Raw genomic sequence first — 23,788 nt, 5'->3', positions numbered from 1 at the left:
ACGCAAGGAGCATGCCACGCCCCTTCGACCGGCCAGTGCATTGATGACGCAGCACTTTCGGTCCCACTTGGCCGCTACGAAAACTCGTGATACACGAGAATTCGTAGTCAAATAACGAGATTTCGTAATGGCAACGACGCCGATGCTTGCCCACGACGATACCGCCGAGGCCATCGATCCGCGCATCGCGGCGTTCGAATCCTCGGTCGAGGCGACACTGCTGGTCGACCCCTTCAGCGACCAGATCGTCGATGCCAATCCCGCCGCCTGCGCCCTACTCGGCTACGACCGCGCCCTGCTGCGGCAGACCAGGGCCAGCACGCTTCACGCCGGCGAGCTTCCGGCCCTCACCGTCTTCACCCAGGCCGTGCTGCACAAGGGCGCCTACTGGACCACGGCCCTCACTCCCCGCCATGCGACGGGGCAAAATCTCCAGCTCGAATATGCCGGCTGCCTGCTGCCGCATGACGGCCGCTCGCTGCTGCTGCTGACCCTGACCGATCTCGAAGCGCGCCGCCGCCGCAATGTCGATGCGGCTGCCGAGGACCACATGCGCGGCGGCATTTCGACCTGGCAGCGGGTCGAGCGCGTATTCCAGGACATCGAGCGCGAGAACCAGCTGATCCTGCGCGCCGCCGGTGAAGGCATCTATGGCGTCAACGCGGAAGGAAAGACCACCTTCGTCAATCCCGCGGCCGAGCGCATGCTCGGCTGGACTGCCGAGGAGCTGGTCGGCAAGGAGATCCACCCGATCGTCCACCACACCCATCACGACGGCCGGCACTATCACAACCATGATTGCCCGATCTACGCGGCGTTCCGCGACGGCGCCGTGCACCAGGTCGACGGCGAGGTGTTTTGGCGCAAGGACGGCTCGCCGGCCTGGGTCGAATACACTTCCACGCCGATCCGAGATCGCGGCGTCGTGGTCGGCGCCGTCGTCGTGTTTCGCGACGTCAGCCAGCGCCGCGAGGCCGACGAGAAGCTGCACGCCGCGCTCACCGAGGTCGACCGCCTGCGCGAGCGGCTCGAGCTGGAGAACGCCTATCTCCAGGAGGAAATCCGCATCGAGACCAATCCGCGCGGCATCATCGGTCAAAGCGAGGCGATCCAGAAGACACTGCGCCAGGTCAAGCTGGTGGCACCGACCACGGCGGCGGTGATGATCACCGGCGAATCCGGCACCGGCAAGGAGCTGATCGCGCGCGCCATCCACGAGGACTCCACCCGCAGCAACCGGCCGCTGATCCGCGTCAACTGCGCCGCGATCCCGCGCGAATTGTTCGAGAGCGAGTTCTTCGGCCATGTCCGCGGCGCCTTCACCGGCGCGACGCGCGACCGCATCGGCCGCTTCGAGCTCGCCGACGGCGGCACGCTGTTCCTCGACGAGGTCGGCGAGATCCCGCTCGAACTGCAGGGCAAGCTGCTGCGCGTGTTGCAGGAGGGCCATTTCGAACGCGTCGGCCAGGAGCGCACCCGCGCCGTCGACGTCCGCGTCATCGCCGCGACCAACCGCGACCTCAAGCAGGAGGTGCAGCGCGGCCGCTTTCGCGAGGACCTGTATTTCCGCCTCAACGTGTTCCCGATCGAGACCGTCCCCTTGCGTGAACGGCGCGAGGACATTCCCCTGCTCGCCCAGCATTTTCTGACGCGCGAGAGCAAGGCGCTGAAGTCGAGCTTGCGGCTGTCGGAGGGCGATGCGCGGCGGCTGACCCGCTACGACTGGCCCGGCAATGTCCGCGAATTGCAGAACGTGATCGAGCGCGCCGCCATCCTGTCGCAAAACGGCCGCCTGCGCATCGATCTTCCTGATGTCCCCGGCGCATCAGCTCCGGCCGGCGCCGCCCGCCAAAAGGCCGACGCGCGCCCCGCTGTGATGACGTCGTCGGAGATGCGCGACCACGAGCGCGCCAACATCCTGGCCGCGCTCGAGGCCTGCGCCGGAAAAGTCTTCGGCCCCGGCGGCGCGGCCGAGATGCTCGATATCAAACCGACCACGCTGGCCTCGCGGATCAAGGCACTGGGAATCGCGCCTCGTCCGCGGGCCATGTGATCGCGCGCGCTCACGCCGCCTTGGTCGTCACACCGGTTGCAATCGGCAATCCCTGCTCGATCGGCAGCGAGGGATCGCGCGACCATTCGTTCCAGGAGCCGAAATACATCCGCACGTCCTTCACGCCGGCGTTCTTCAGAGCGAGGAAGGTGTTCGAGGCCCGCGCGCCCTTGAAGCAGTAGAGATAGACCGGCGTGGTGGTCGAGATGCCGACGGTGGCGCATTCGGCCAGAATCTCGTCCTTGGACTTGAAGCGCGGACCTTCGGCGGTCGGCTTCATCATGCGGTACCATTCCAGCCAGACGGCACCGGGAATGCGGCCCTTGCGCGGGCAGAAATCCTTGCCGTACGGCGAAGAGCTGTCGCCAATCCACTCATCGACATCGCGCACGTCGAGGATGGCGACGCCGGGCTTGCCGACCGCGCCGAGCATGGTCTTGGCATCGATCAGGATCTCGCCCGCTTCAGGCACGATCGCGAACGAAGCCTTCACCGGCGTCGGCACGTCCTTGGTCACCGGGAAGCCCGCCGCCGACCAGGCATCGAAGCCGCCATGCAGCACCTTCACCTTGGGATAGCCGAGCATGGTGAGCAGGTAATAGCCGCGGCAGGACTGGCCGAAGCCGGAGTTCATCGACTGCTCGTAGATCACAGCGGTCTCCTTGCCGGAGAGGCCGGCGCCGCCGAACGCGTCGGCGAATTTTGTCTTCAGCTCGGCCATGCCCTCCGGTGTCGAGGTCGCCAGGAACGTGAAGATCTCGTGCACGTTCACGGCGCCCGACAGGTGCCCGGCGGCGTAGGCGTCGGGATTGCGGGTGTCGATCACGACACACGGCTCGGTTTTCAAGAGATCGGCAAGTTCGACGGCAGTGATCAGGACGTCAGTCATGGCAGCCTCTCCGTTGAGGTTGGGGGGTCTTCAGGTGGACTCGTAGAACTCAGGCATCGGCGAGCATCTTGCGCAGCTGCTTGGTGGCCGGCGTGACGATAGCGACGAAATAGGCCTCGCGCAGGCGCCGCTGCGCGCGGTGGCTCCTAAGGTAGCCGCGCGCGCCACAATGCAGCATCGCCGCATGCGCCGCCGCCACGCTGGCCTCGCCCGCGCGAAGCCGCAGCGCGATCACCTTGCGCCAGTAGGTCTCCTCCTCGTTGTAGGGATCGCGCGCCAGCGCCATGGTCTCGGCCTCGAGCTCGGCGGCGAGATCGCGGAAATGCACCGGCTGCTGCGGCAAATAGCGGTTGATATGGCCCAGCGGGTTATCGACCTCGTCCATGATGTTGATGCAGTCTCTGATGACGCCGAGCGCCATGCCGGCCTGGAGCAGGATGAAGCCGGCGCGGATCTTCTTGACGAAGGGTGCGGCGGGATCGGCGAGGATCAGTTCGTCCGGCACGAAGACGTCGCGGAATTGCACGCCGTAAGTGCCGGTGCCGTCCATCGCGAGGAACGGCTTGCACGGCGTCAGCGTGATTGCGGGGTCCGAGCAGTCGGCGAGGAACATCACGGTGCCGGGCTCGCCACTTGCGATGCCCTGATCGTCCTCGCGCTCGAAGATCGTGCCAAAGAAATGATCCGGGCCGAGATTGGAGACCCAGGGCAGCGCGCCGCGCACGATGTAGCCGCCCTCGACCTTGCGCCCTTTCAGCTTGAGCTTCTCGATGCCGAAGAAGCTTTTCATCGGATTGGAGAGGCCGGTGCCGCCGAGCACGCGCCCGGTCGAGAAGGCATCGCCAAAACGCCTCGCCAGCTTCAGATTGGTCGAGTTGGCCGCGTACCAGACCAGCGTGTTCTGGCACCAGGCCATGAAGGCGGTGGCGCCGCAGACCTCGCCGATGACAGCCATCGACTCGATCGCGCAGCGCAAGTCCGCAGGACCTTCCTGGGGCATGTGGCTGCCCCAGGCGCCGACCGCGCCGAACGCGCGCAGCACCTCGGCCGGATAGACCGAGCCGTCGTCGATTCCGGCGGCGAGCGGCGCGAGCTGCTCCCGCGCAATCCGCGCCACCTCCCCTGCAATGGACGGTGCGGGCTGATCCAAAACGTCGGCCCGCGATAAAGCCAGTGAACCCATGATCGTCTCCCGCACCTTGTCCTGGTTGATGTCTGCTAGATGCCGACCTCGAGATTGACCGGGCGGGTGAAGGTGTTGGCGACCGGCGACCATTTCTTCACATGGGCCACCAGCGCGTTGATCTCGTCCTGCGAGATCCCCTCGCACTCCATGTCGACCTTGACGCGGACGTCGGTGAAGCCGACCGGCTTGTCGGAGACATCGCCGGTGCCCCAGACCGCGGTGATGTTGAGGTCGCCCTCGAGCTCGAGCTCGAGCTTGTTGACGATCCAGCCGCGATGCACGGCGTTGGCGTGCAGGCCGACCGCAAGGCAGGAGCCAAGCGCGGCCAGCGAGGCCTCCGACGGGTTGGGCGCGGTGTCGTCGCCCAAGAGCCCCGGCGGCTCGTCGACGATGTAGGGCTGCAGGTTGCGGATGTAGTTGGCGTGGCGGAATTTGCCTTCCGCCACCGTCTTGCACTTCAAGGTCTTGATGACCTTCGGATTCGCCTTGCCGTTGGCGATCAGTTGCTCGAGCCCGTTCTTGTCGATGGGCGCGAGGCACCCCGTCAGCACTGTCTTTTGAACGACGGCAGTCATCAATCTTCTCCCTGGCAGAAGTGGAAATCGGTAGGATACCGAACGGTCTGTTTCCTTGCATGGAGCGTGCCAGAGCCGGCCGAAAACAAAAGGCGAAGCATTGGAGCCGCTTAAGCCTCGCTGCCTGCGGATTGATCAGCCGCCGCGTGCTTAAAGGCGATGCAGATGGGCCAGCCTTTGCGAATCTTTTCAGCGCCGAACAGATGCGGCTTGCTGATGCGGCGCGGCTGCGGGTAAGTTTGAGTCCATGGCAAAGACGTCATCGAAAAAGAATTCGCCGCACGCCGCCGCTGGCGAGGACGAATCCGCGCGCGGGCGCCTCTTGAGCGCCGCGACGCACCTGTTCTGCAAGAACGGCATCAACGCCACCGGCATCGACGCGATCATCGAGGAAGCCGGCACGGCGAAGACCACGCTCTACAAGCTGTTCGGCTCCAAGACCAATCTCGTCAACGCGGTGCTGGAGAGCGAAGGCAAGCAGTGGCGCGAATGGTTCATCGGCGCGATGGAACAGGGCGGCGGCGACGCGCAAACAAAACTGACGCGCATCTTCCCGGCGCTGAAGAGCTGGTTTGCGGAAGAGCGCTTCTACGGCTGTCCCTTCATCAACGCCGTCGGCGAGCACGACAAGGACGCAAAACAATTCCGCAACATCGCGCTGAAGCACAAGAAGATCGTGCTCGGCCACATCGAGAAGCTCGCCGGCGAGCTCGGCTCCAGCGAGCCCGCGGTGCTGGCGCATCAGCTCGGCCTCATCATCGACGGCGCCATCGTCGCGGCGATGATCTCGCGCGATCCGGGTGTGGCCGATACGGCCGCGCTGACGGCCGGCCCCCTGCTCGGCCAGGCCAAGGCGAAGAAGAAGCGCGCGGCGGATCAGCTCGAGGCGGTGTGATCCCCTCCCACCCCGTGTCGTAGATCTCATAGGGTGGGCAAAGGCGCAAAGCGCCGTGCCCACCAAACTCGCTCAGCTTTGTTGGTCGAGATGGTGGGCACGCTTCCGCCGCCGCTCTTCGAGCTATGGCGGACAAGTCGCTTTGCCCACCCTACGAGACTGGTAGCCCGCATGAGCGCGGCGACATGCGGGACCTTGCCCCGGATATCGCGGAGCCTGTCATCGGGCGGCGCTTTGCGCCGACCCGTTGGCTCATCCGGGCTACGACGTCACCCCAACCCGCCTCTCCCCTCGCCGCACACCGGCCTGCACCAAACCGCACCTACCTGCACGGCCACAGCCCCGGCAGCGCCGATTTACCTTGCGTCAAGCACGGCCGAGACAATCGGCTTCCACCTTAACAGCCCGTTAGGTGCGGTCGTCCTTTAACCGTCTCGAAGGGGATGCTCCGCACATGCAACCGGGGACGGAAGTCTATAGCGCGCCGAGCTGGCGCGTGACGCGCTGGCTGGCCGATGCCGGGCCGGGGGCGCCCGACGACATCCGTGCCGCGCTGATTGCCCAGTTGCACGGATCTCTGCCGGTATTTGCCGCCGGCGCCGTCAACACCATAGCGGTGGCGGCGGTGATCGCGATGCGACAGCCGACGGCGCTGTTCGTCGCCTGGCTCATCGCCGAACTCGCGATCTGCACTGCCCGCCTTGTCGTGCTGATCATCGCGCACCGTGCGGCCCGCGCCCACCGCAAGACTCCGACGGACCTGCACCTCGTGCTGGCCGTCGCCTGGAGCTGCAGCGTCGGCTTTGGCGCGATCGCGAGCATCGTCAGCGGCGATTGGGTCGTTGCGATGCTGGCGTGCCTGTCGGCGGCCGCAATGGTCGGCGGCATCTGCTTCCGCAATTTTGGCGCGCCGCGGCTTGCCGGGACCATGATCCTTTGCAGCCTCGGCCCCATCGTTCCCGGCGTGGCCCTCACGCACGAGCCGATGCTCTACGTCGTGTTCCTGCAGGTGCCGATGTATCTCGCCGCAATGACGGCCGCCGCGTTCCGCCTCAACCGGATGCTGATCGCAACCATGCGCGCCGAGCGCGAGAACAGCCACCGCGCCCATCACGACGCGCTCACTGGCCTGCTCAATCGGGCCGGCTTCGTCGAGGCGCTCGGCACGAGGCTCGCCGCGCGCGCCGAAGGCCAGTTCGCGGTGATGTTCTTCGATCTCGACAATTTCAAGCCGATCAACGACACGTTCGGACACGCGGCGGGCGACGAAGTGCTGAAAGCGGTGGCCGCGCGCGTGCGCCGGGTATTGCCTGACGGCACGGTAGTCGCGCGGATGGGCGGCGACGAATTCGTCGTGCTCCTCGACGGCGTCACTGCCGAGATGGCGCAGGAGACGGGACACCGCCTCATCGCCGAAGTTGCCGCCCGCTATGAACTCGGCGGCGAGGTGCGCGCCAGTGTCGGAGCCAGCGTCGGCATTGCGATGTCGCCGGATCATGGCGCCGAAGTCGCCGAATTGCTCGCCGTCGCCGATGCCGCGCTCTACGAGGCGAAGTCGGGCGGCAAATCGCGCTGCTGCCTCGCCTCGGTCGAGACCAACCTCGCGGCCTTGCGCAGGCTGCAACAGAGCAGCCCGAAAGGCCCCGATCGCGGGCGTGGCCTGATGCGGGTCGAAGCGTGCTCCGTCCGCACGGCGTAGCCCGCATGAGCGCAGCGACATGCGGGACCTTTCCCCGGATATCGCTTCGCTCATCCGGGCTACGCCGCTCCTTAACGCATAGGGGAGATCGTTGCTGCCTATAGATTTACGATCTGGACGCGCTGATCTCGCTCGTCATTCCAAAAGCCGGCAAACTCCAACACCTCTTCCACCGTCTCGTTCGCGTGCGAGGTGGTCACAACAAAGCGTCTGTCATCCGTCCCGTCGCCTACGACGAGTTCGTCGATGATGTCCTCTATCCGCGCGGTACCTTCTCCAACGACCGCAATAAGAGTAACGCGATCGCGAAGGCACTGCTCGACAAAGCCAGACAACAGATCTTCATTCGATAGCGGCAGTCGAAGGACGACCCTTGACGGATAGCTCATTTAATTCTCGGCGGCATGGCGAAACAGCTCTCCCCTGATCTCGCGCCAGTATTCTTCTGCAACATCGGGATCGATTTCGACTGGCGCAGAGCTGTCAGGATAGAGGCGATCCTTGCCATCTTTTCGAGGGCCTGAAATCCAAAACCTTTCTCCGGTTTCAACGTCAAAGTAGTTTGCCTTGAAGCCGCTACCTTTCAGACTTTGGAACGTGCGTCCGCCATAGCTGATAGACTTGCCCGTCTTCGAAAAAGTGACGCGGCCGATCCGCGCGAGTCCGTTCAGCGAACTGGATTTGGCCTCGATATACATGATGCGTGTTTTCGGCATGCTCGGACCTAGCGTGCGGACGACGTGCAAGTGAAAAGACGGCCTCCCTAATGCAATCAATAATGATTATCGAATGGGATTACAACTTAGCTCGCAGGGTGGGCAAAGGCGCAGCGCCATGCCTATCATTCCTGCCTCAGCTCCGCCGAGCGACATAGTGGGCACGCTTGGCTTTGCCACCCTAATAGCCGGCGGCGGCGCAAAGCGCAGTCCGCCGGACCAATCCACGGGTTCTCTCTGCGTCCCTACGAAGAACACTGATGTCCCATCAGGGATTGACACCCAGCGCCTTGAGCTCGGCCGCAGCCGCCTGTGCTTCCACGAAAGTCGGCGGGCAATCAGCAAGCGCAAGCCCGAAAAGCCGCTGCGCCTCCTCCTTCACGCCACGCTGCAAGGCGAGTTCAGCAGTGAAAAAGTTCGCCTCGCAGATTTGGCCCTTCTTCTTGATCGGATCGGGATCGTCGGCCGCGTGCAGCACCTCGTCGGCCGTCGTCGTTCCCAGGAGCAACCGGATCACCGGGGCTGGCCACTTGGTCATGTCCAGCTTGGCGGTCGCATCCGAGAGCGTAGTCGGCACATTGCCGCGCTGGCCCGCGATTTCGCGCCAGATCGCGCTATAGGGATCTCTGGGCTCGAGCTCCAGGGACCGATCGAGATCGGCGATCGCCCCCGCGGGCGAACCCGCCTGGAGGTGTGCCACAGCGCGGTAACGATAGAGCCCTGCCGCTTTCGGGGCGCGCTCGATCGCGAGATCGCATGCGGCAACTGCGCGCCGCGGATCGCCAAGCGCCAGAGCGGTGACGCTGCGGCATATATACGCGTTGGGGTCCTTGGGTCCGAATGCCACCGCGCGGTCGCAATCATCCATTGCGCGCGCGAGATCATGCTTTGCCCGATATGCGCCCGCACGATAGACGTACGCAGGTGGGTACCCTGGATTAAGCGCGAGCGCGCTCTCGTAGTCCGAGATTGCGCCGTCGATGTTGCCTTGTTTGCTTTTGGCGACGCCGCGGGCCAGATAAGCAGCCAAGTGTAAGGGATTGAATTGCGAGGACGGGCCGGGAGCCGTTGGGGCCAGATCGCCGCCGGAATAGTACGCCCCGGCAGTGGCGGCAGACGGATCAAGCTTCAGTTCAATCGCTCTGGTGTAGTCGGCAATAGCGAGATCGAAATCGCCTTTCTTCGCGTATGTTACCGCGCGACTGTAGTAAGCTCGCTGATCTTTAGGGTTCGCCTTGATGACCTCGCCGTAGTCAGCAATCGCGCGGTCAATCTCTCCCAATTGATAGTACGAGTATGCACGGTTGTAATAAGCATACATGTTCCGGGGATAGAGCCTGATCAGCTCGCTGTAATCGGCAACGGCGAGTTCGAACGCGCCCTTCTTGGAGTAGGCCCCGGCACGATTGAAGTAAGCGCTGATCGTGCCCCGCTCGCCAAACTTCCCGGAGTCCAGCACGGACGTGCAGGCTTGGATTCGCTCGTCGGTCGGGACTTCCGTGATCGCGTTGCACTTCCAGTCCGTGGCGGGATCTGCAATCGTGGGAAACGCAATCGCAAGAACCGTCAAAGCAGTCGCCGCGCCAGCCAGAGCGCGGCTCATCATTCCAAACATGCAGTCCCCATTTCAATTCGCGGGGACTTCATAGCAACCGATTGCGCGTCTGCACAGCCCTTGGTTGCGGGACGAGGGCGCAACTCGGGCGACGATGACGGTCTCTCGGTGGGCAAAGGCGCGCAGCGCCGTGCCCACCATCTCCGTCTCAGCCTCGTTGATCAAAATGGTGGGCACGCTTCGCTTTGCCCACCCTACGAAACCTGTGCGTGACGTGACCTACGCGCTCTGCTCCATCATCCCCTGCAGCCGCACCAGCTCCGCCTCGAGATCGCGCTCCACATCCGCCGCGCGAATGTCGAGCACCCGATAGTCCCGCGCCTCGAGCCAGGTCCGCCGCCCCGCGCGGTCGGCGGCGATGGCCTCCCCCTCGCCCGGGTTGACCAGCTCGATCGCGATCCGGTGCGGGAAGGAGACGAAGTCCGGGATGTGGCGGCCGACCGGGGTCTGGCGCTTGAACCCGCCTGCGAAGCGGCGGTCGCGGGTCAGGGCCTGCCAGAGCAGGCGCTCGGCGTCGGTCGGGTTGCGGCGGAGCAGGCGGGCGAGGCCGCGCACGGTCGAGCCGCTGTCGGGCACGCCACCGCCCTGCCCGTGCTCGGCCAGCAGCGCGCGCAGGCGCGTGGCCTGCTCGCCGTCGAGCACGCCGCCCTTGGCCGGACCCTTGCGCCCCTCCGCGATCGCCATGACGACGCCATGGAGGGTGTGCATGTCCTGCTTGGTCGGCTCCATCCGGCTGAAGATGTTGCGCAGGTTCACCAGCATGGTGTCGCGCTTCTCGGCCGGGCGCAGGAACTCGACCTTGTCGAGCTCGCGCACGAGATTGTCGAAGAAGGCCTGCATCTGGTGCTGCGAGGCGCGCTCGGAGCGCTCCGGCATGGCGTGCGGCAGTTCGCCTGATGTCATCAGCTTGAACCATTCATAGCCGATCAGCAGCACGGCCTGGGCGAGGTTGAGCGAGGCAAATCCCGGATTGACCGGGAAGGTGATGATGCGGTTGGAGAGCCCGACCTCCTCGTTGGTCAGGCCCCAGCGCTCGCGGCCGAACAGGATACCGGCCTTGCCGCCGGTCGCGACGTGCCCGGCGATCTCGCTGGCTGCCGCCTCCGGCCCGACCACGGGCTTGGCCTGGTCGTGGGGGCGAGCGGTGGTGGCGAACAGCAGGTCGAGGTCGGCGACCGCCTGCTCCACCGTGTCGAACAATTCGACCTTTTCCAGAATGTGGTCGGCGCCGGCCGCGGCACGCTGGGCGGCGGTGTTGGGCCAGCCGTCCCGGGGGTTGACGATGCGCAAGGCGCCAAGCGCGAAATTGCCCATGGCGCGCGCGGCCATGCCGATATTTTCCCCCAGCTGCGGCTCGACCAGGATGACGATGGGACCGTCGAGGGAAAGGCCCGCCTTGCTTCTGTCAGTCCCTGACATCTCGCTTCGCTTTCACACTGTCTCTCAAGGCCTTGGCGGGGCCGCTTTAGGAATTGATTCAAGCCGGCCTTTTCGAGTGGGTCTTGGGCCGGCCGGCGCTGCCCGCCTGTCGTTTGCCTGTCCTGACGAAATTCTCAAGGGAAATAACGGGTTGGATTCGACTTTTGAATCTCTTCTGGAGCCTCACCCCAGCCCCCGGGCGCCGCTCCCCATCTGGGGAAGCTGGATGAGCTAAAAGTGCATAATCCCTTGGCTTTCGCCCGCTGCTATCAGGTGCTAAGAGGCGGCGATATTCACTTTGGCGCCGACGGCGCCGTTCCCAAGAGGGCTTCCCCGATCATGGCAAAAATCAAGGTATCCAATCCCGTCGTCGAGCTCGATGGCGACGAGATGACCCGGATCATCTGGCAGTACATCAAGGACAAGCTGATCAACCCGTTCCTGGATGTCGAGCTGATGTATTTCGACCTGGGCATGGAGCACCGCGACCACACCAACGATCAGGTGACCATCGACGCCGCCGAGGCGATCAAGAAGGTCGGCGTCGGCGTCAAGTGCGCCACCATCACCCCGGACGAGGCCCGGGTGAAGGAGTTCAACCTCAAGCAGATGTGGAAGTCGCCGAACGGCACCATCCGCAACATCCTCGGCGGCGTGATCTTCCGTGAGCCGATCATCTGCAAGAACGTGCCGCGCCTGGTTCCCGGCTGGACCAAGCCGATCATCATCGGCCGCCACGCCTTTGGCGACCAGTATCGCGCCACCGATTTCAAGTTCCCCGGCAAGGGCACCCTGTCGATGAAGTTCGTCGGCGAGGACGGCACCGTCATCGAGAAGGATGTGTTCAAGGCCCCCGATGCCGGCGTCGCGATGGGAATGTACAATCTCGACGATTCCATCATCGACTTCGCCCGCGCCTCGCTGAACTACGGCCTGCTGCGCAACTACCCGGTTTATCTCTCGACCAAGAATACGATTCTGAAGGTCTATGACGGCCGCTTCAAGGACATCTTCCAGGACATCTACGACCGCGAGTTCAAGAAGGAATTCGAGGCCAAGGGCCTGACCTACGAGCACCGCCTGATCGACGACATGGTGGCCTCGGCGCTGAAATGGTCCGGCGGCTATGTCTGGGCCTGTAAGAACTACGACGGCGACGTGCAGTCCGACACGGTCGCGCAGGGCTACGGCTCGCTCGGCCTGATGACCTCGGTGCTGCTCACCCCCGACGGCAAGACCGTGGAAGCCGAAGCCGCCCACGGCACGGTGACGCGCCACTACCGCGAGCACCAGAAGGGCAAGGAGACCTCGACCAACTCGATCGCGTCGATCTTCGCCTGGACCCGTGGCCTGTCGCACCGCGCCAAGCTCGACAACAATGCCGAGCTGGCCAAGTTCGCGAACACGCTGGAGAAGGTCTGCGTCGACACCGTCGAGGCCGGCTACATGACCAAGGACCTCGCGCTCCTGGTCGGGGCCGACCAGCGCTGGCTCTCGACCACCGGCTTCCTCGACAAGGTCGCCGAGAACCTGGGCAAGGCGCTGGCGGCGTAAGCCGACCGCAATTCCGCCCGACTGGGCCAGACATCATCACGGGCCGCGCCTTTGGGCGCGGCCCGTTTCTTTTTTGAGAGCTTTTGCGGAGACCATCATGTTCATGAAGCTTGCCGCCCCCTGCCTGTTCCTGCTCGCCGCAATGGCCGGGCCCGCTGTCGCCGCAGACCCACTTCCCGACGCGATCGCCGCCCCCGGCGAAAGCGTCGTGCTCAGCGTCCACGCCGAGGGCGCGCAGGTCTATGAGTGCAAGACCGCCGCCGACGGCAAGCTCGCCTGGGCCTTCCGCGAGCCGGTCGCCACCCTGCTCTCCGAAGGCAAGACCGTTGGCCGGCACTACGCCGGGCCGAACTGGGAGCTCGCCGACGGCAGCGCCGTGGTCGGCAAGGCCATCGGCAACGCACCGGGTGCGACGGCCGCCGATATCCCCTGGCTGAAGCTGGAGGTTGCCTCCCGCCGCGGCAGTGGCACCCTGACGCCCGTCACCACCGTCCAGCGCATCAACACCCATGGCGGCAAGCTCGAGGGTTCTTGCGACAAGGCCGGCGACTTCAAGAGCGCGCCCTACTCGGCTGATTACGTTTTCTTGAAGAAGAGCTGAGGCCGCCGTTCAGCCGGTTGGTAAACACATCCTATCGACAGGCCGACACAACTAGATCGGCCTCTTTACCGCGCTCTCACAAACCACATCTAAGAGTTGTTCCGAGACCCCGGGAACGACTCCGTGACGGCCAACCTCATTCTCGTCCTGACCGCCCTCGCCCTGATCCCGTACGCGGTGCCCGCACTGATGCCGACGTGGCGCTGGTGGCTCGCCACGACGTGCATCTTCGGCGGCATGCTCGCTGCACTGTGGACCGAGCATTGGATCGTGTCGTCCCGCCTCAACTACAATGAGGGCCCGGGCGGCGGAATCGGTGTGGCATTCTGGGCGCTCGTGACCAGCAGCTTCGCAACCGGCGTTGTCGTCCGCGGCTGCACCCTGCTGTTCGCAGCTTGCGGGCTCCGGCTTCGCTACGTTCTGGCGATCGGCATTTTGGGATTTGCGATCGTGCCGGCCCTGATCGTCGTCGAGTCCTGGTGGCATGACTGGAAGAGGCGGCCCGCTTCCGAGGCTTGCCGCAGCACGACGTTCCACGTGACGATCGCCAACGCCGCTCTCTCAATTCCTGCCGCATCCTTCTGGAACATCTATCTCGGCAGGACTTCCGGCCAGGATGCCTACTATCTCGAGCAGGGTGTCAGCCTGCGAGAGTTCTGTGGTGTGAACGATGATGGCAAACGTCCGGTCAAGGCCACGAAGATATGGCTTCGATTGCGCAGCTTCGGCCTGGTGACACCGCCACTCTGCACCGGCCCGGTCGCGGACTGGGCCAGGACCTATTGCGATGCTCATGAAACGGCCAGGCGCGGGGGAGATGACAAGCTCGACTTCCCGCTGAACATTTACGTGTTTGCGCCGGACGAGGTGATCCCAGGTGAGTTCGGGGGAGCCCGCTCGACCTACCAGGACTCCCTCAAGGCTACGCCGCAGTCAGGCGACGTCTACGTCACTTCGGACGCGTCCTCCGGAACGGAGCCCCTCACCTTTCGCTGTCACCAAATTAGCACCGACTATTGGTGCGGCGCGTTCTATCCGTGGCGCGACGGCGCCCATCTCGGCTATACGTTCCAATCGCCGCGTGAGGAGATTGCTGCGCGCGGCGGCCGGATCGATGCTGAGACGCGCAAGCTTCTGTCGGGCTTTGAGCCGCACTGACCTCACGGCACGTGCTAGAGTTGTTGACCAGGCCGCGCACTCAGCACACGGAGGTCTTCCCGATGCTCTTCATGGTGATCGAACGCTTCAAAGACCGCGATCCCATTCCGGTCTACCGGCGGGTGCGCGACGAGGGCGTCAAGTTTCCGGAAGGGCTGAAGTATCACGGCAGCTGGATCGAGCCGAATTTCGACCGCTGCTTCCAGCTGATGGAGTGCGACGACGCCCGCCTGCTGCAGGAATGGGTCTTGAACTGCCAGGGCAACGGCATGACCTTCGAGATCGTGCCTGTCGTGCCCAGCAAGGAGACGCGCGAAGTCGTCGCGCCCTTCCTCGATCCCAAGTAGCGGCTACACGGGCGGCCCCGCTTCCTGTTCGGCCTGCGCCAGCTCTGCCGCCGCGAGATCGCCGCTGTCGGCGAGCCGCGCCTTGGCGGTGGTATGGACGTGCTCGGCCAGCGTCGGCATGCGCTCGATCAAGGCGTGAAAGTCCTGGGCGTCGAGCACGAGCAGCCGCGTCTTGCGCGTCGCCGTCACCGTGCCGCTGCGTTTCGTTTTGTGCAGAAGCGCGATCTCGCCGAAGAAGGTGCCGTCAGTGAGCCGCACATGCTGGCTCGGCAGCGCGATCTCGACCTCGCCGGCGGTGATGAAATACATCGATGAGGCGGCGTCGCCCCGCCGCACCAAAACCTCGCCCTGCTCGATGGTACGCGCGCGCAGGAGGCGCATGATGTCGGCGATCTCGGACGCCGACAGATGCGAGAACAGCGGCACCCGCGCCAGCATGCCCCAGGTGACGACGAAATCGCGCCGCTTCACTTCCTCGGCGAACGCGGTGGAGATGATCGCGACCGGCAGCGCGATCATCGCGAAGCCGCTGATAATGGCGAAGGTGGAGATGAACTTGCCGAGCGGCGTCACCGGCACGACGTCGCCATAGCCGACGGTGCCGAGCGTCACGATCGCCCACCACATCGCCTGCGGGATGGTGCCGAGCTTGTCCGGCTGCACGTCGCGCTCGATGGCATAGAGCAGCGAGGCAAAGGTCAGGACCGCACCGATCAGGATGACAATGCAGCCGATCAGCGCGCGCCGCTCGGCATGCACGGCGGCGAGCAGCGAGCGCATCGCCGGCGAATAGCGGATCAGCTTGAAGAACGGCAGCACGCCGAGCCCGGCCAGCGTCGCGTGCCGGCCGGTGGCGAGCACGATCGCGGCCGGCAGGAACGCCATGAGGTCGATGATGCCGAGCGCGGAGAAGGCATAAGACAGCCGGTCGGACAGCGCGGAGCCGTTGCGCTGGGTATGCCCCGCCACCGTCCACAGCCGCGCCAGATATTCGAGCGCGAACACGATGACGGCGAGGACGGCGATCGCGCTGAACAGCGTGTCGAACCGCGCGTCGAGCTCCGGCACCGAGGCGAGGACCATCGCAGTCACGTTGAGCACGATGACGGCGATGATCAGCTGGATGAAGCGCGACCCGACCGAATAGGCCAAGGGATCGTGCTCCAGCAATTCGTAGAGGCGATCCCGTAAGTCGGGATCGCCAAGCCCACGTCCTCGCGGAACGAGGCGCATGATGACTTACGCGCCTGCCATCGCTTTTTCGATCGCCGCGAGCGCCGCGGTCGCGTTGGCGCCATCGGGGCCACCGGCCTGCGCCATGTCGGGCCGGCCGCCGCCGCCCTTGCCGCCGAGCGCCTCGGAGGCGACGCGGACGAGGTTCACGGCGTTAAAGCGCGCGGTGAGGTCCGGCGTGACGCCGACCACGACACCAGCCTTGCCGTCCCCGGTGACGCCGACGATCGCGACGACGCCCGAACCGATCTGCTTCTTGCCGTCGTCGGCAAGGCCCTTGAGATCCTTCATCTCGATGCCCTCGACCGCGCGCGCCATCAGCTTGACGTCGCCGACCTCACGCACGCCGCTCGCTGCGCCGTTACCGGCGGCCGCGCCGCCGCCCATCGCCAGCTTCTTGCGGGCGTCGGAGAGCTCGCGCTCGAGCTTCTTGCGCTCCTCCATCAGCGCGGTGATGCGCGCCGGCACGTCGTCGATCGAGGTGCGCAGCTCGTTCGCCGCGGTCTTCGCCAGCGCCATGGTCTCGTTGGCGTGTTTTCGCGCGTAGTTGCCCGTTAACGCCTCGATACGGCGCACGCCCGAGGCGACCGCGCTCTCGCTCGTGAGCGTGATCAGGCCGATGTCGCCGGTGCGCTTCACATGGGTGCCGCCGCAGAGCTCGACCGACCAGCCGAGCGTGTTGGCGCCGCGCTCGCGCGCGGTCCTGCCCATGGAGACGACGCGGACCTCGTCGCCATATTTCTCGCCGAACAGCGCACGCGCCCCCGCTTCCCGCGCCTCGTCGACGCCCATGACGCGCGTGGTGACCTCGTCGTTCTCCAGCACCACGTCGTTGGCGATGTCCTCGACGCGGGCAAGCTCTTCCGCCGTGATCGGCTTCGGATGCACGAAGTCGAAGCGCAGGCGGTCCGGCGCGACCATCGAGCCGCGCTGGGCAATGTGGTCGCCGAGCACCTGGCGCAGCGCCTCGTGGATGAGATGTGTCGCGGAGTGATGCGCGCGGATCGACGAACGGCGCGAATGGTCGACCTCGAGCTGCAGCGCAGTGCCGAGCTTGAGCTCGCCGCTCTCCACAGTGCCGACGTGGACGAAGAAATCGCCGAGCTTCTTCTGCGTGTCGGTGACGCGGAACTTGATGCCGCCCTCACCCGTCAGCACGCCGGTGTCGCCGACCTGGCCGCCGGACTCCGCATAGAACGGCGTCTGGTTCAGCACGATGGCGCCCGTCTCGCCGGCCTTGAGGCCGGCGACCTCCTGGCCGTCCTTGACCAGCGCAGAGACGACGCCCTCGGCACTCTCGGTCTCGTAGCCCAGGAATTCGGTGGCCCCGAGCTTTTCGCGCAGCGGGAACCAGATTGCTTCGGAGGCAGCTTCTCCGGACCCCTTCCACGACTCGCGCGCCTTGGCCTTCTGGCGCTCCATCGCGTCGGTGAAGGCGGACTGGTCGACGCCGATGCCGCGCGACTTCAGCGCGTCCTGCGTCAGGTCGAGCGGGAAGCCGTAGGTGTCGTACAGCGTGAAAGCGACGTCGCCGTCGAACATGTCGCCCTTCTTCAGGGACGCGCTCTTCTCGTCGAGAATCGCAAGGCCGCGCACAAGCGTCTTGCGGAAGCGGGTCTCTTCCAGCCGCAGCGTTTCCTCGATCAGCTTCTCGGCGCGCATCAGGTCGGGATAGGCCTGGCCCATCTCGCGCACCAGGGCCGGGACGAGGCGATGCATCAAGGGCTCCTTGGCCCCCAGGAGCTGCGCATGGCGCATCGCGCGGCGCATGATCCGGCGCAGCACATAGCCGCGGCCCTCGTTCGAGGGCAGCACGCCGTCGGTGACGAGGAAGGCGGAGGAGCGCAAATGGTCGGCGATGACGCGGAACGAGGCGACCGTCTGCTCCTGCGGCCCGCTGCCGAGCGCGGACGAGGTCGCGTCGATCAGGTGGCGGAACAGGTCGGTCTCGAACACGCTCTCGACGCCCTGGAGGATGCAGGCCATGCGCTCCAGGCCCATGCCGGTGTCGATCGAGGGGCGCGGCAGATCCACACGCTCCTCCTTCGTCACCTGCTCGTACTGCATGAACACGAGATTCCAGAATTCGAGGAAGCGGTCGCCGTCCTCCTCCGGCGAGCCCGGAGGCCCGCCCCAGATGTGCTCGCCGCGATCGATGAAGATCTCCGAGCACGGGCCGCACGGCCCGGTGTCGCCCATCGCCCAGAAATTGTCCGAGGTCGGGATGCGGATGATGCGGTCGTCGGAGAAGCCGGCGATCTTCTTCCAGAGCCCGTGCGCCTCGTCGTCGGTGTGGTAGACGGTGACGAGCAGCTTGTCCTTCTTCAGACCGAATTCCTTGGTGATCAGCTTCCAGGCAAGCTCGATCGCGCGCTCCTTGAAGTAATCGCCGAACGAGAAATTGCCGAGCATCTCGAAGAAGGTGAGATGGCGCGCGGTGTAGCCGACATTGTCGAGGTCGTTGTGCTTGCCGCCGGCGCGCACGCATTTCTGCGAGGTGGTCGCGCGCTGGTACGGCCGCTTCTCGACGCCGGTAAAAACGTTCTTGAACTGCACCATGCCGGCGTTGGTGAACATCAACGTCGGGTCGTTGCGCGGCACCAGTGGCGAGGACGGCACGATCTCGTGGCCGTTCTCGGCAAAGAAGTTCAGAAAGGTCGACCTGATCTCGTTGACGCCGCTCATGTTCATCCAATCGGGTGTGCTTGGACCCGCAATACGCCATCCAAACCAGTCATTCAGGCTGATATCTGCGGGCCAAAGCGCTTTTAGACAAGGCCAGCTTCGCTGTCCAGAAACTGTGCAAGGAGATCAGAGGGTTGCCGCAGGCGCTCAATCCGGTTGAAAGCCGCTAGTGTCGCGTTGACAGGCTTGGCTGCCGTGTGGTCTGTACCCATCTGTATCGTACGGCCACGTCGGGAGAGACCGGCTTTAGGCAGCCGGCGCCGAAGGAGCAACCGCCCCGGAAACTCTCAGGCAAAAGGACCGCGTGGCTTTGACAGCATCTGGAAAGAGGCGCCGACGGGCTTAAGACCCGGACTGCGTCCGCCGACGGGATAATACTCTCAGGCACAGCGACAGATGGGGCTTCGACTGGTGTCCATCGGGGAATCCTCCCCGGGGAACCGCCGAGGGCCCCTTAGATGCTAGCGCACCACCAAGACTCCCTGAAACGTACGCCCCTCCACAGCCTCCATGTGTCCCTGGGCGGCAAGATGGTGCCGTTCGCGGGCTATGACATGCCGGTGCAGTACCCCGCGGGCGTGCTGAAGGAGCACCTTCATACCCGGGCCGCCGCCGGCCTGTTCGACGTCTCCCATATGGGCCAGATCGCGCTTCGGCCGAAGTCGGGCAAGGTCGAGGACGCCGCCCGCGCGCTGGAACGGCTGGTGCCGCAGGATATCGTGGCGATTGCGCCGGGACGGCAGCGCTACGCCCAGTTCACCAATGCCGATGGCGGCATTCTGGACGACCTGATGGTCGCCAATTTCGGCGATCACCTGTTCCTGGTCGTCAACGCCGCCTGCAAGGAACAGGACGAGGCGCATCTGCGCGCGAATCTGTCCGACGATTGCCTGATCGATTCGCTGGCCGACCGCGCGCTGGTCGCACTGCAGGGCCCGAAGGCCGAAGCGGTGCTGGCGAAACTCTGTGCAGAGGCCCCCTCCATGACGTTCATGGACGCCGGCCCGCATGAGGTCGCCGGCATCAAGTGCTTCGTCTCGCGCTCCGGCTACACCGGCGAGGACGGATTCGAGATCTCGGTTCCCGCCAGCGATGCCGAACGCCTCGCCAGGATGCTGCTCGACAACCCTGACGTGCTGCCGATCGGCCTGGGGGCCCGCGACAGCCTGCGGCTGGAGGCCGGGCTCTGCCTCTACGGCCACGACATCGACACCGCCACCACGCCGGTCGAGGCCGCGCTGGAATGGTCGGTGCAGAAGAGCCGCCGCGCTGGCGGCGCTCGTGCCGGCGGTTTTCCCGGCGCCGGGAAGATCCTTGCTCACTTCGATGGCGGCGCATCCCGCCGCCGCGTCGGCCTGCGCGCCGAGGGCCGCGCACCGGTGCGCGAGGGCGCGCCGCTGTTTGCCGACAGCGCGGGCGGCGAGCCGGTCGGAAAGGTCACCTCGGGCGGGTTCGGCCCGAGCCTGAGCGCGCCGGTCGCGATGGGCTACGTGCCTGTGAACCTGAGCGCGCTCGGCACAAAACTCTTCGCCGAGGTGCGCGGCCAGCGCCTGCCGCTCGCGGTCGCCGCCATGCCCTTCGTGAAAAACACCTACAAACGCTGAGGACTCGACAATGACCACGATGCTGTACACCTCCGACCATGAATGGCTCGCCATCGACGGCGACACCGCCACGGTCGGCATCACCGACTACGCGCAGCAGCAGCTCGGCGACGTCGTGTTCGTCGAATTGCCCAAGGTCGGCCGCGCCTTGAAGAAGGCGGAGGCCGCAGCGGTGGTCGAGTCCGTGAAGGCGGCCTCCGACGTCTACGCACCTGTTACGGGCGAAGTGCTCGAAACCAACGAGGCGCTGGCCGCCGAGCCGGCGCTGGTCAATTCGGACGCGCAAGGCGCGGCCTGGTTCTTCAAGATCAAGATTGCCGACAAAAGCGAGCTCGGCGGCCTCATGGATGAAGCCGCCTACAAGGCACATACGGCGTGAGATGACGAGAGCTCTAACCTCATTCTCAGTGTCATCACCCGCGAAGGCGGGTGATCCAGTACGCCGCGGCCCATCGGCCCTAGCCGAAACGCCTGCGTTTACTGGATGCCCCGCCTTCGCGGGGCATGACAGCAACTCCTAGCGAGGACCCATGATGACCGCGCACCGCAAATCCAATGGCGACACCGCCGCCTTCGTTCGCCGCCACATCGGCCCCTCGGTGCGCGATGTCACCGCAATGCTGGGGGCCGTCGGCGCGAAAAGCGTAGACGCGCTGATGGCGGAGACGCTGCCGGCCTCGATCCGGCAGGCATCTCCGCTGGATCTCGGCAAGCCCCTGAGCGAAACCGAGGCGATCGCGCATATGGCCGAGTTCGCCGCCCAGAACCAGGTCCTCACTTCGCTGATTGGCCAGGGCTATTCGGGCACCATCCTGCCCGCGGTGATCCAGCGCAACATCCTGGAAAACCCGGCCTGGTACACGGCCTATACGCCCTACCAGCCCGAGATCAGCCAGGGCCGGCTGGAGGCGCTGTTCAACTTCCAGACCATGATCTGCGACCTCACCGGGCTCGACGTCGCCAACGCCTCGCTGCTCGATGAAGCGACCGCAGCGGCGGAAGCGATGGCGCTCGCCGAGCGCCACTCGCAGGTGAAGGCAAAGGCCTTCTTCGTCGACAAGGACGTGCATCCGCAGACGCTGGCGGTAATGCGCACCCGTGCCGAGCCGCTCGGCTGGAGCTTGGTCGTCGGCGATCCCCTCACCGATCTCGATAAGAGCGACGTGCTCGGGGCGCTGCTGCAATACCCCGGCTCCTCAGGCGCGTTGCGCGACCTCCGGCCCGCGATCGCGGCGCTGAAGGCCAAGGGCGCGCTCGCCATCGTTGCCGCCGATCCGCTCGCGCTGACGCTGCTCGCCTCGCCCGGCGAGTTAGGTGCCGACATCGCCATCGGCTCGGCACAGCGCTTCGGCGTGCCGATGGGCTATGGCGGGCCGCACGCGGCCTATATGGCGGTGCGCGATGCACTGAAGCGCTCGCTGCCCGGCCGCATCGTCGGCCTCTCCGTGGATTCGCGCGGGATGCCGGCCTACCGCCTTGCGCTGCAGACCCGCGAGCAGCATATCCGCCGCGAGAAGGCGACCTCCAACATCTGCACCGCGCAGGTGCTGCTCGCCGTGATCGCTTCGATGTATGCCGTCTATCACGGCCCCGAAGGACTCTCGCAGATCGCGCGGACCGTGCACCGCCGCACCGCCGTGCTCGCGGCCGGCCTGCGCAAGCTCGGCTTTGCGCCGCAGGCCGAAAACTTCTTCGACACGGTGAGCGTCGATGCCGGCAGCAAGCGCGACGAGATCGTCGCGCGCGCGGCTAGCGAAAAGATCAATCTCGGCATTGGCGGCAATGCGCTGCGCATCGCGCTCGACGAGACCACGACGCCCGCGACAGTCGAGGCCGTCTGGCGCGCGTTCGGCGGCCAGCTTTCCTACGCCGAGATCGACGCGACCACCCGCGAGGCGCTGCCGGAGGCGCTGAAACGCACCACGGCCTTCCTGACGCATCCCGTGTTTCACGCGCATCGCTCGGAGACCGAGATGCTGCGCTACATGCGCAAGCTCAGCGATCGCGACCTCGCGCTCGACCGCGCCATGATCCCGCTGGGATCCTGCACCATGAAGCTGAACGCGACCACCGAGATGATGCCGCTGACCTGGCCGGAATTCGGCAGCTTGCATCCCTTTGCGCCGCGCGAGCAGGCCAAGGGCTATCACGCGCTGTTCGCGCGGCTGGAGAAGTGGCTGTGCGACATCACCGGCTATGACGCGATCTCGCTGCAGCCGAACTCGGGCGCGCAAGGCGAATATGCCGGCTTGCTCGCGATCCGCGGCTATCATACGGCGCGTGGGCAGAGCCATCGCAAGATCTGCCTGATCCCCTCCTCCGCCCACGGCACCAACCCGGCCTCGGCCGCGATGGTCGGCATGGACGTGGTGGTGGTCGCCTGCGAGAAGAACGGCGACGTCGACGTCAATGACCTCCGCGCCAAGGCTGATAAGCACTCGAACGATCTCGCCGCTGTCATGATCACCTATCCCTCGACGCATGGCGTGTTCGAGGAGCACATCAGCGAGATCTGCGACATCGTGCACGGCCATGGCGGCCAGGTGTATCTCGACGGCGCCAATCTCAACGCGCAGGTCGGCCTTAGCAGGCCCGGCGATTACGGCGCCGACGTCAGCCATCTCAACCTGCACAAGACCTTCTGCATCCCGCATGGCGGCGGAGGTCCCGGCATGGGCCCGATCGGCGTCAAGGCGCATCTTGCCCCGTTCCTGCCCGGTCACCCGGCGACGCAGGCTGACGCGGCAGTCGGCCCGGTCTCGGCCGCGCCGTTCGGCTCGGCTTCGATCCTGACCATCTCCTACATCTACATCTTGATGATGGGCGGCGAAGGCCTGAAGCGCGCGACCGAGATCGCGATCCTCAACGCCAACTACATCGCAGCAAGGCTCGATGCGCACTTCCCGGTGCTCTACAAGAACGCCAGGGGCCGCGTCGCGCATGAGTGCATCGTCGATCCCCGTCCGCTCAAGACGACGAGCGGCGTGACCGTCGACGACATCGCAAAACGCCTGATCGATTACGGCTTCCATGCCCCGACCATGAGCTTCCCGGTGCCGGCCACGCTGATGATCGAACCGACCGAATCGGAATCGAAGGCCGAGCTGGACCGCTTCTGCGACGCCATGATCGCGATCCGCAAGGAGATCGCCGAGGTCGAGGCCGGCCGCTTCAAGATCGAGGCATCGCCCTTGCGCCTCGCCCCGCACACCGTGCACGACATCGCGGACGACGATTGGAAGCGCGCCTACACCCGCGCCGAAGGCTGCTTCCCCGACGGCGTCTCGCGCACCGACAAATACTGGTGCCCGGTCGGCCGCGTCGACAACGTCTATGGCGACCGCAACCTGGTGTGCTCGTGCCCGCCGGTGAGCGATTACGCGGAGGCCGCGGAGTAAGACGCGACAGAGGTCTCGTAGGGTGGGTTAGCGGGCGGCTGTGCGAAGCACAGTCCGCCGGCGTAACCCACCTCTTCTGTCTCTACGGATACAAACAGTGGTGGGTTACGCCGAGCGGACTGCGCTTCGCGCAGCCCGGTCGGCTAACCCACCCTACGACA

Annotated in this window: 19 protein-coding genes and 1 riboswitch; of the genes, 10 read left to right on the top strand and 9 right to left on the bottom strand. The window is 65.3% G+C overall.

The features are described from left to right. The first annotated feature begins 127 nt into the window (after positions 1-127). Positions 128-2,053: a sigma 54-interacting transcriptional regulator gene (locus GGD63_RS07090; RefSeq protein ID WP_183240310.1), complete on the top strand. Its 1,926-nt coding sequence runs from the start codon at positions 128-130 to the stop codon at positions 2,051-2,053. Positions 2,054-2,063: 10 nt separating this feature from the next. On the opposite strand, the gene GGD63_RS07085 is transcribed toward GGD63_RS07090, so the two are convergent. Genes GGD63_RS07085 through GGD63_RS07075 form a run of 3 tightly spaced genes read right to left on the bottom strand, consistent with a single transcriptional unit; the run spans position 2,064 to position 4,703 of the window. Further along, a complete protein-coding gene (locus GGD63_RS07085; RefSeq protein ID WP_183240308.1) occupies positions 2,064-2,942 on the bottom strand; it encodes a sulfurtransferase in 879 nt (292 codons plus the stop codon). 49 nt (positions 2,943-2,991) lie between these two features. After that, entirely contained in the window at positions 2,992-4,125 is a 1,134-nt protein-coding gene (locus GGD63_RS07080; protein ID WP_183240306.1) for an acyl-CoA dehydrogenase family protein, read from the bottom strand. Positions 4,126-4,160: 35 nt separating this feature from the next. After that, complete coding sequence (locus tag GGD63_RS07075) at positions 4,161-4,703, bottom strand: OsmC family protein (RefSeq protein ID WP_183240305.1); 543 nt, start codon at positions 4,701-4,703, stop codon at positions 4,161-4,163. Between the two features lie 247 nt (positions 4,704-4,950). Between GGD63_RS07075 and GGD63_RS07070 the strand changes: the two genes are divergently transcribed. Together GGD63_RS07070 and GGD63_RS07065 are read left to right on the top strand one after the other, a co-directional pair. Then, complete coding sequence (locus tag GGD63_RS07070) at positions 4,951-5,598, top strand: TetR/AcrR family transcriptional regulator (protein WP_183240303.1); 648 nt, start codon at positions 4,951-4,953, stop codon at positions 5,596-5,598. A 454-nt stretch (positions 5,599-6,052) separates the two neighbouring features. Further along, on the top strand, positions 6,053-7,297 hold the full coding sequence (locus GGD63_RS07065; protein ID WP_183240301.1) for a GGDEF domain-containing protein: 1,245 nt from the start codon (positions 6,053-6,055) through the stop codon (positions 7,295-7,297). A 98-nt stretch (positions 7,298-7,395) separates the two neighbouring features. Here the strand turns inward: GGD63_RS07065 and GGD63_RS07060 are convergent, their stop codons facing one another. The 4 genes from GGD63_RS07060 to GGD63_RS07045 all read right to left on the bottom strand — a co-directional run bounded on the left by GGD63_RS07060 (position 7,396) and on the right by GGD63_RS07045 (position 11,047). Next, on the bottom strand, positions 7,396-7,686 hold the full coding sequence (locus GGD63_RS07060; protein WP_183240299.1) for a hypothetical protein: 291 nt from the start codon (positions 7,684-7,686) through the stop codon (positions 7,396-7,398). Further along, entirely contained in the window at positions 7,687-7,995 is a 309-nt protein-coding gene (locus GGD63_RS07055; RefSeq protein WP_246785378.1) for a 1-deoxy-D-xylulose-5-phosphate synthase, read from the bottom strand. A 286-nt stretch (positions 7,996-8,281) separates the two neighbouring features. Beyond that, positions 8,282-9,628, bottom strand: coding sequence for a tetratricopeptide repeat protein (locus GGD63_RS07050; protein ID WP_183240296.1), 1,347 nt, complete (start codon positions 9,626-9,628; stop codon positions 8,282-8,284). Between the two features lie 219 nt (positions 9,629-9,847). Beyond that, positions 9,848-11,047, bottom strand: coding sequence for a TrmJ/YjtD family RNA methyltransferase (locus GGD63_RS07045; protein ID WP_183240294.1), 1,200 nt, complete (start codon positions 11,045-11,047; stop codon positions 9,848-9,850). Positions 11,048-11,386: 339 nt separating this feature from the next. On the opposite strand from GGD63_RS07045, the gene GGD63_RS07040 reads away from it, so the two are divergent. The 4 genes from GGD63_RS07040 to GGD63_RS07025 all read left to right on the top strand — a co-directional run bounded on the left by GGD63_RS07040 (position 11,387) and on the right by GGD63_RS07025 (position 14,707). Beyond that, positions 11,387-12,601 (top strand): NADP-dependent isocitrate dehydrogenase, encoded by a 1,215-nt coding sequence (locus GGD63_RS07040; RefSeq protein ID WP_183240293.1) that lies wholly within the window; start codon positions 11,387-11,389, stop codon positions 12,599-12,601. A 97-nt stretch (positions 12,602-12,698) separates the two neighbouring features. Further along, positions 12,699-13,202: a DUF3455 domain-containing protein gene (locus tag GGD63_RS07035; RefSeq protein ID WP_183240291.1), complete on the top strand. Its 504-nt coding sequence runs from the start codon at positions 12,699-12,701 to the stop codon at positions 13,200-13,202. Positions 13,203-13,325: 123 nt separating this feature from the next. Then, positions 13,326-14,360, top strand: coding sequence for a hypothetical protein (locus GGD63_RS07030; protein WP_183240289.1), 1,035 nt, complete (start codon positions 13,326-13,328; stop codon positions 14,358-14,360). Between the two features lie 62 nt (positions 14,361-14,422). Continuing rightward, the gene (locus tag GGD63_RS07025) at positions 14,423-14,707 is read left to right on the top strand and encodes a DUF3303 domain-containing protein (protein WP_183240287.1); all 285 of its coding nucleotides are present in this window, start codon (positions 14,423-14,425) and stop codon (positions 14,705-14,707) included. A 3-nt stretch (positions 14,708-14,710) separates the two neighbouring features. Here GGD63_RS07025 and GGD63_RS07020 read toward each other — a convergent pair whose 3' ends face one another. Both GGD63_RS07020 and alaS read right to left on the bottom strand, forming a co-directional pair. Then, the gene (locus GGD63_RS07020) at positions 14,711-15,940 is read right to left on the bottom strand and encodes a cyclic nucleotide-gated ion channel (protein WP_183240286.1); all 1,230 of its coding nucleotides are present in this window, start codon (positions 15,938-15,940) and stop codon (positions 14,711-14,713) included. A gap of 6 nt (positions 15,941-15,946) precedes the next feature. After that, on the bottom strand, positions 15,947-18,625 hold the full coding sequence (gene alaS / locus GGD63_RS07015) for an alanine--tRNA ligase (RefSeq protein WP_183240284.1): 2,679 nt from the start codon (positions 18,623-18,625) through the stop codon (positions 15,947-15,949). 221 nt (positions 18,626-18,846) lie between these two features. Continuing rightward, a riboswitch (glycine riboswitch) is annotated at positions 18,847-18,937 on the top strand. A 146-nt stretch (positions 18,938-19,083) separates the two neighbouring features. Between alaS and gcvT the strand changes: the two genes are divergently transcribed. The 3 genes from gcvT to gcvP all read left to right on the top strand — a co-directional run bounded on the left by gcvT (position 19,084) and on the right by gcvP (position 23,627). Then, positions 19,084-20,229 carry a glycine cleavage system aminomethyltransferase GcvT gene (gene gcvT, locus GGD63_RS07010; protein WP_183240282.1) on the top strand — a complete coding sequence of 382 codons (1,146 nt, stop codon included), beginning with the start codon at positions 19,084-19,086 and terminating at the stop codon, positions 20,227-20,229. Positions 20,230-20,239: 10 nt separating this feature from the next. Beyond that, complete coding sequence (gene gcvH, locus GGD63_RS07005; RefSeq protein ID WP_183240281.1) at positions 20,240-20,608, top strand: glycine cleavage system protein GcvH; 369 nt, start codon at positions 20,240-20,242, stop codon at positions 20,606-20,608. 154 nt (positions 20,609-20,762) lie between these two features. Next, the gene (gene gcvP / locus GGD63_RS07000) at positions 20,763-23,627 is read left to right on the top strand and encodes an aminomethyl-transferring glycine dehydrogenase (RefSeq protein WP_183240767.1); all 2,865 of its coding nucleotides are present in this window, start codon (positions 20,763-20,765) and stop codon (positions 23,625-23,627) included. Positions 23,628-23,788 lie beyond the last annotated feature (161 nt).

The sequence above is a fragment of the Bradyrhizobium sp. cir1 genome (assembly GCF_014198245.1).
In the GTDB taxonomy this organism is placed as follows: Bacteria; Pseudomonadota; Alphaproteobacteria; order Rhizobiales; family Xanthobacteraceae; genus Bradyrhizobium.
Note: the sequence above shows the minus strand (reverse complement) of the source record. Positions and strands in the feature narration are given on the sequence as shown.

Excerpts from the sequence above, each read along its gene's own strand:
- GGD63_RS07080 (WP_183240306.1), bottom strand. The coding sequence starts at position 4,125 with ATGGGTTCACTGGCTTTATCGCGGGCCGACGTTTTGGATCAGCCCGCA.
- gcvH (WP_183240281.1), top strand. The coding sequence starts at position 20,240 with ATGACCACGATGCTGTACACCTCCGACCATGAATGGCTCGCCATCGAC.
- GGD63_RS07040 (WP_183240293.1), top strand. The coding sequence starts at position 11,387 with ATGGCAAAAATCAAGGTATCCAATCCCGTCGTCGAGCTCGATGGCGAC.
- GGD63_RS07025 (WP_183240287.1), top strand. The coding sequence starts at position 14,423 with ATGCTCTTCATGGTGATCGAACGCTTCAAAGACCGCGATCCCATTCCG.
- gcvP (WP_183240767.1), top strand. The coding sequence starts at position 20,763 with ATGACCGCGCACCGCAAATCCAATGGCGACACCGCCGCCTTCGTTCGC.
- GGD63_RS07070 (WP_183240303.1), top strand. The coding sequence starts at position 4,951 with ATGGCAAAGACGTCATCGAAAAAGAATTCGCCGCACGCCGCCGCTGGC.
- GGD63_RS07090 (WP_183240310.1), top strand. The coding sequence starts at position 128 with ATGGCAACGACGCCGATGCTTGCCCACGACGATACCGCCGAGGCCATC.
- GGD63_RS07085 (WP_183240308.1), bottom strand. The coding sequence starts at position 2,942 with ATGACTGACGTCCTGATCACTGCCGTCGAACTTGCCGATCTCTTGAAA.
- gcvT (WP_183240282.1), top strand. The coding sequence starts at position 19,084 with ATGCTAGCGCACCACCAAGACTCCCTGAAACGTACGCCCCTCCACAGC.
- alaS (WP_183240284.1), bottom strand. The coding sequence starts at position 18,625 with ATGAGCGGCGTCAACGAGATCAGGTCGACCTTTCTGAACTTCTTTGCC.
- GGD63_RS07045 (WP_183240294.1), bottom strand. The coding sequence starts at position 11,047 with ATGTCAGGGACTGACAGAAGCAAGGCGGGCCTTTCCCTCGACGGTCCC.
- GGD63_RS07055 (WP_246785378.1), bottom strand. The coding sequence starts at position 7,995 with ATGTATATCGAGGCCAAATCCAGTTCGCTGAACGGACTCGCGCGGATC.
- GGD63_RS07065 (WP_183240301.1), top strand. The coding sequence starts at position 6,053 with ATGCAACCGGGGACGGAAGTCTATAGCGCGCCGAGCTGGCGCGTGACG.
- GGD63_RS07050 (WP_183240296.1), bottom strand. The coding sequence starts at position 9,628 with ATGTTTGGAATGATGAGCCGCGCTCTGGCTGGCGCGGCGACTGCTTTG.
- GGD63_RS07020 (WP_183240286.1), bottom strand. The coding sequence starts at position 15,940 with ATGCGCCTCGTTCCGCGAGGACGTGGGCTTGGCGATCCCGACTTACGG.
- GGD63_RS07075 (WP_183240305.1), bottom strand. The coding sequence starts at position 4,703 with ATGACTGCCGTCGTTCAAAAGACAGTGCTGACGGGGTGCCTCGCGCCC.
- GGD63_RS07060 (WP_183240299.1), bottom strand. The coding sequence starts at position 7,686 with ATGAGCTATCCGTCAAGGGTCGTCCTTCGACTGCCGCTATCGAATGAA.
- GGD63_RS07035 (WP_183240291.1), top strand. The coding sequence starts at position 12,699 with ATGTTCATGAAGCTTGCCGCCCCCTGCCTGTTCCTGCTCGCCGCAATG.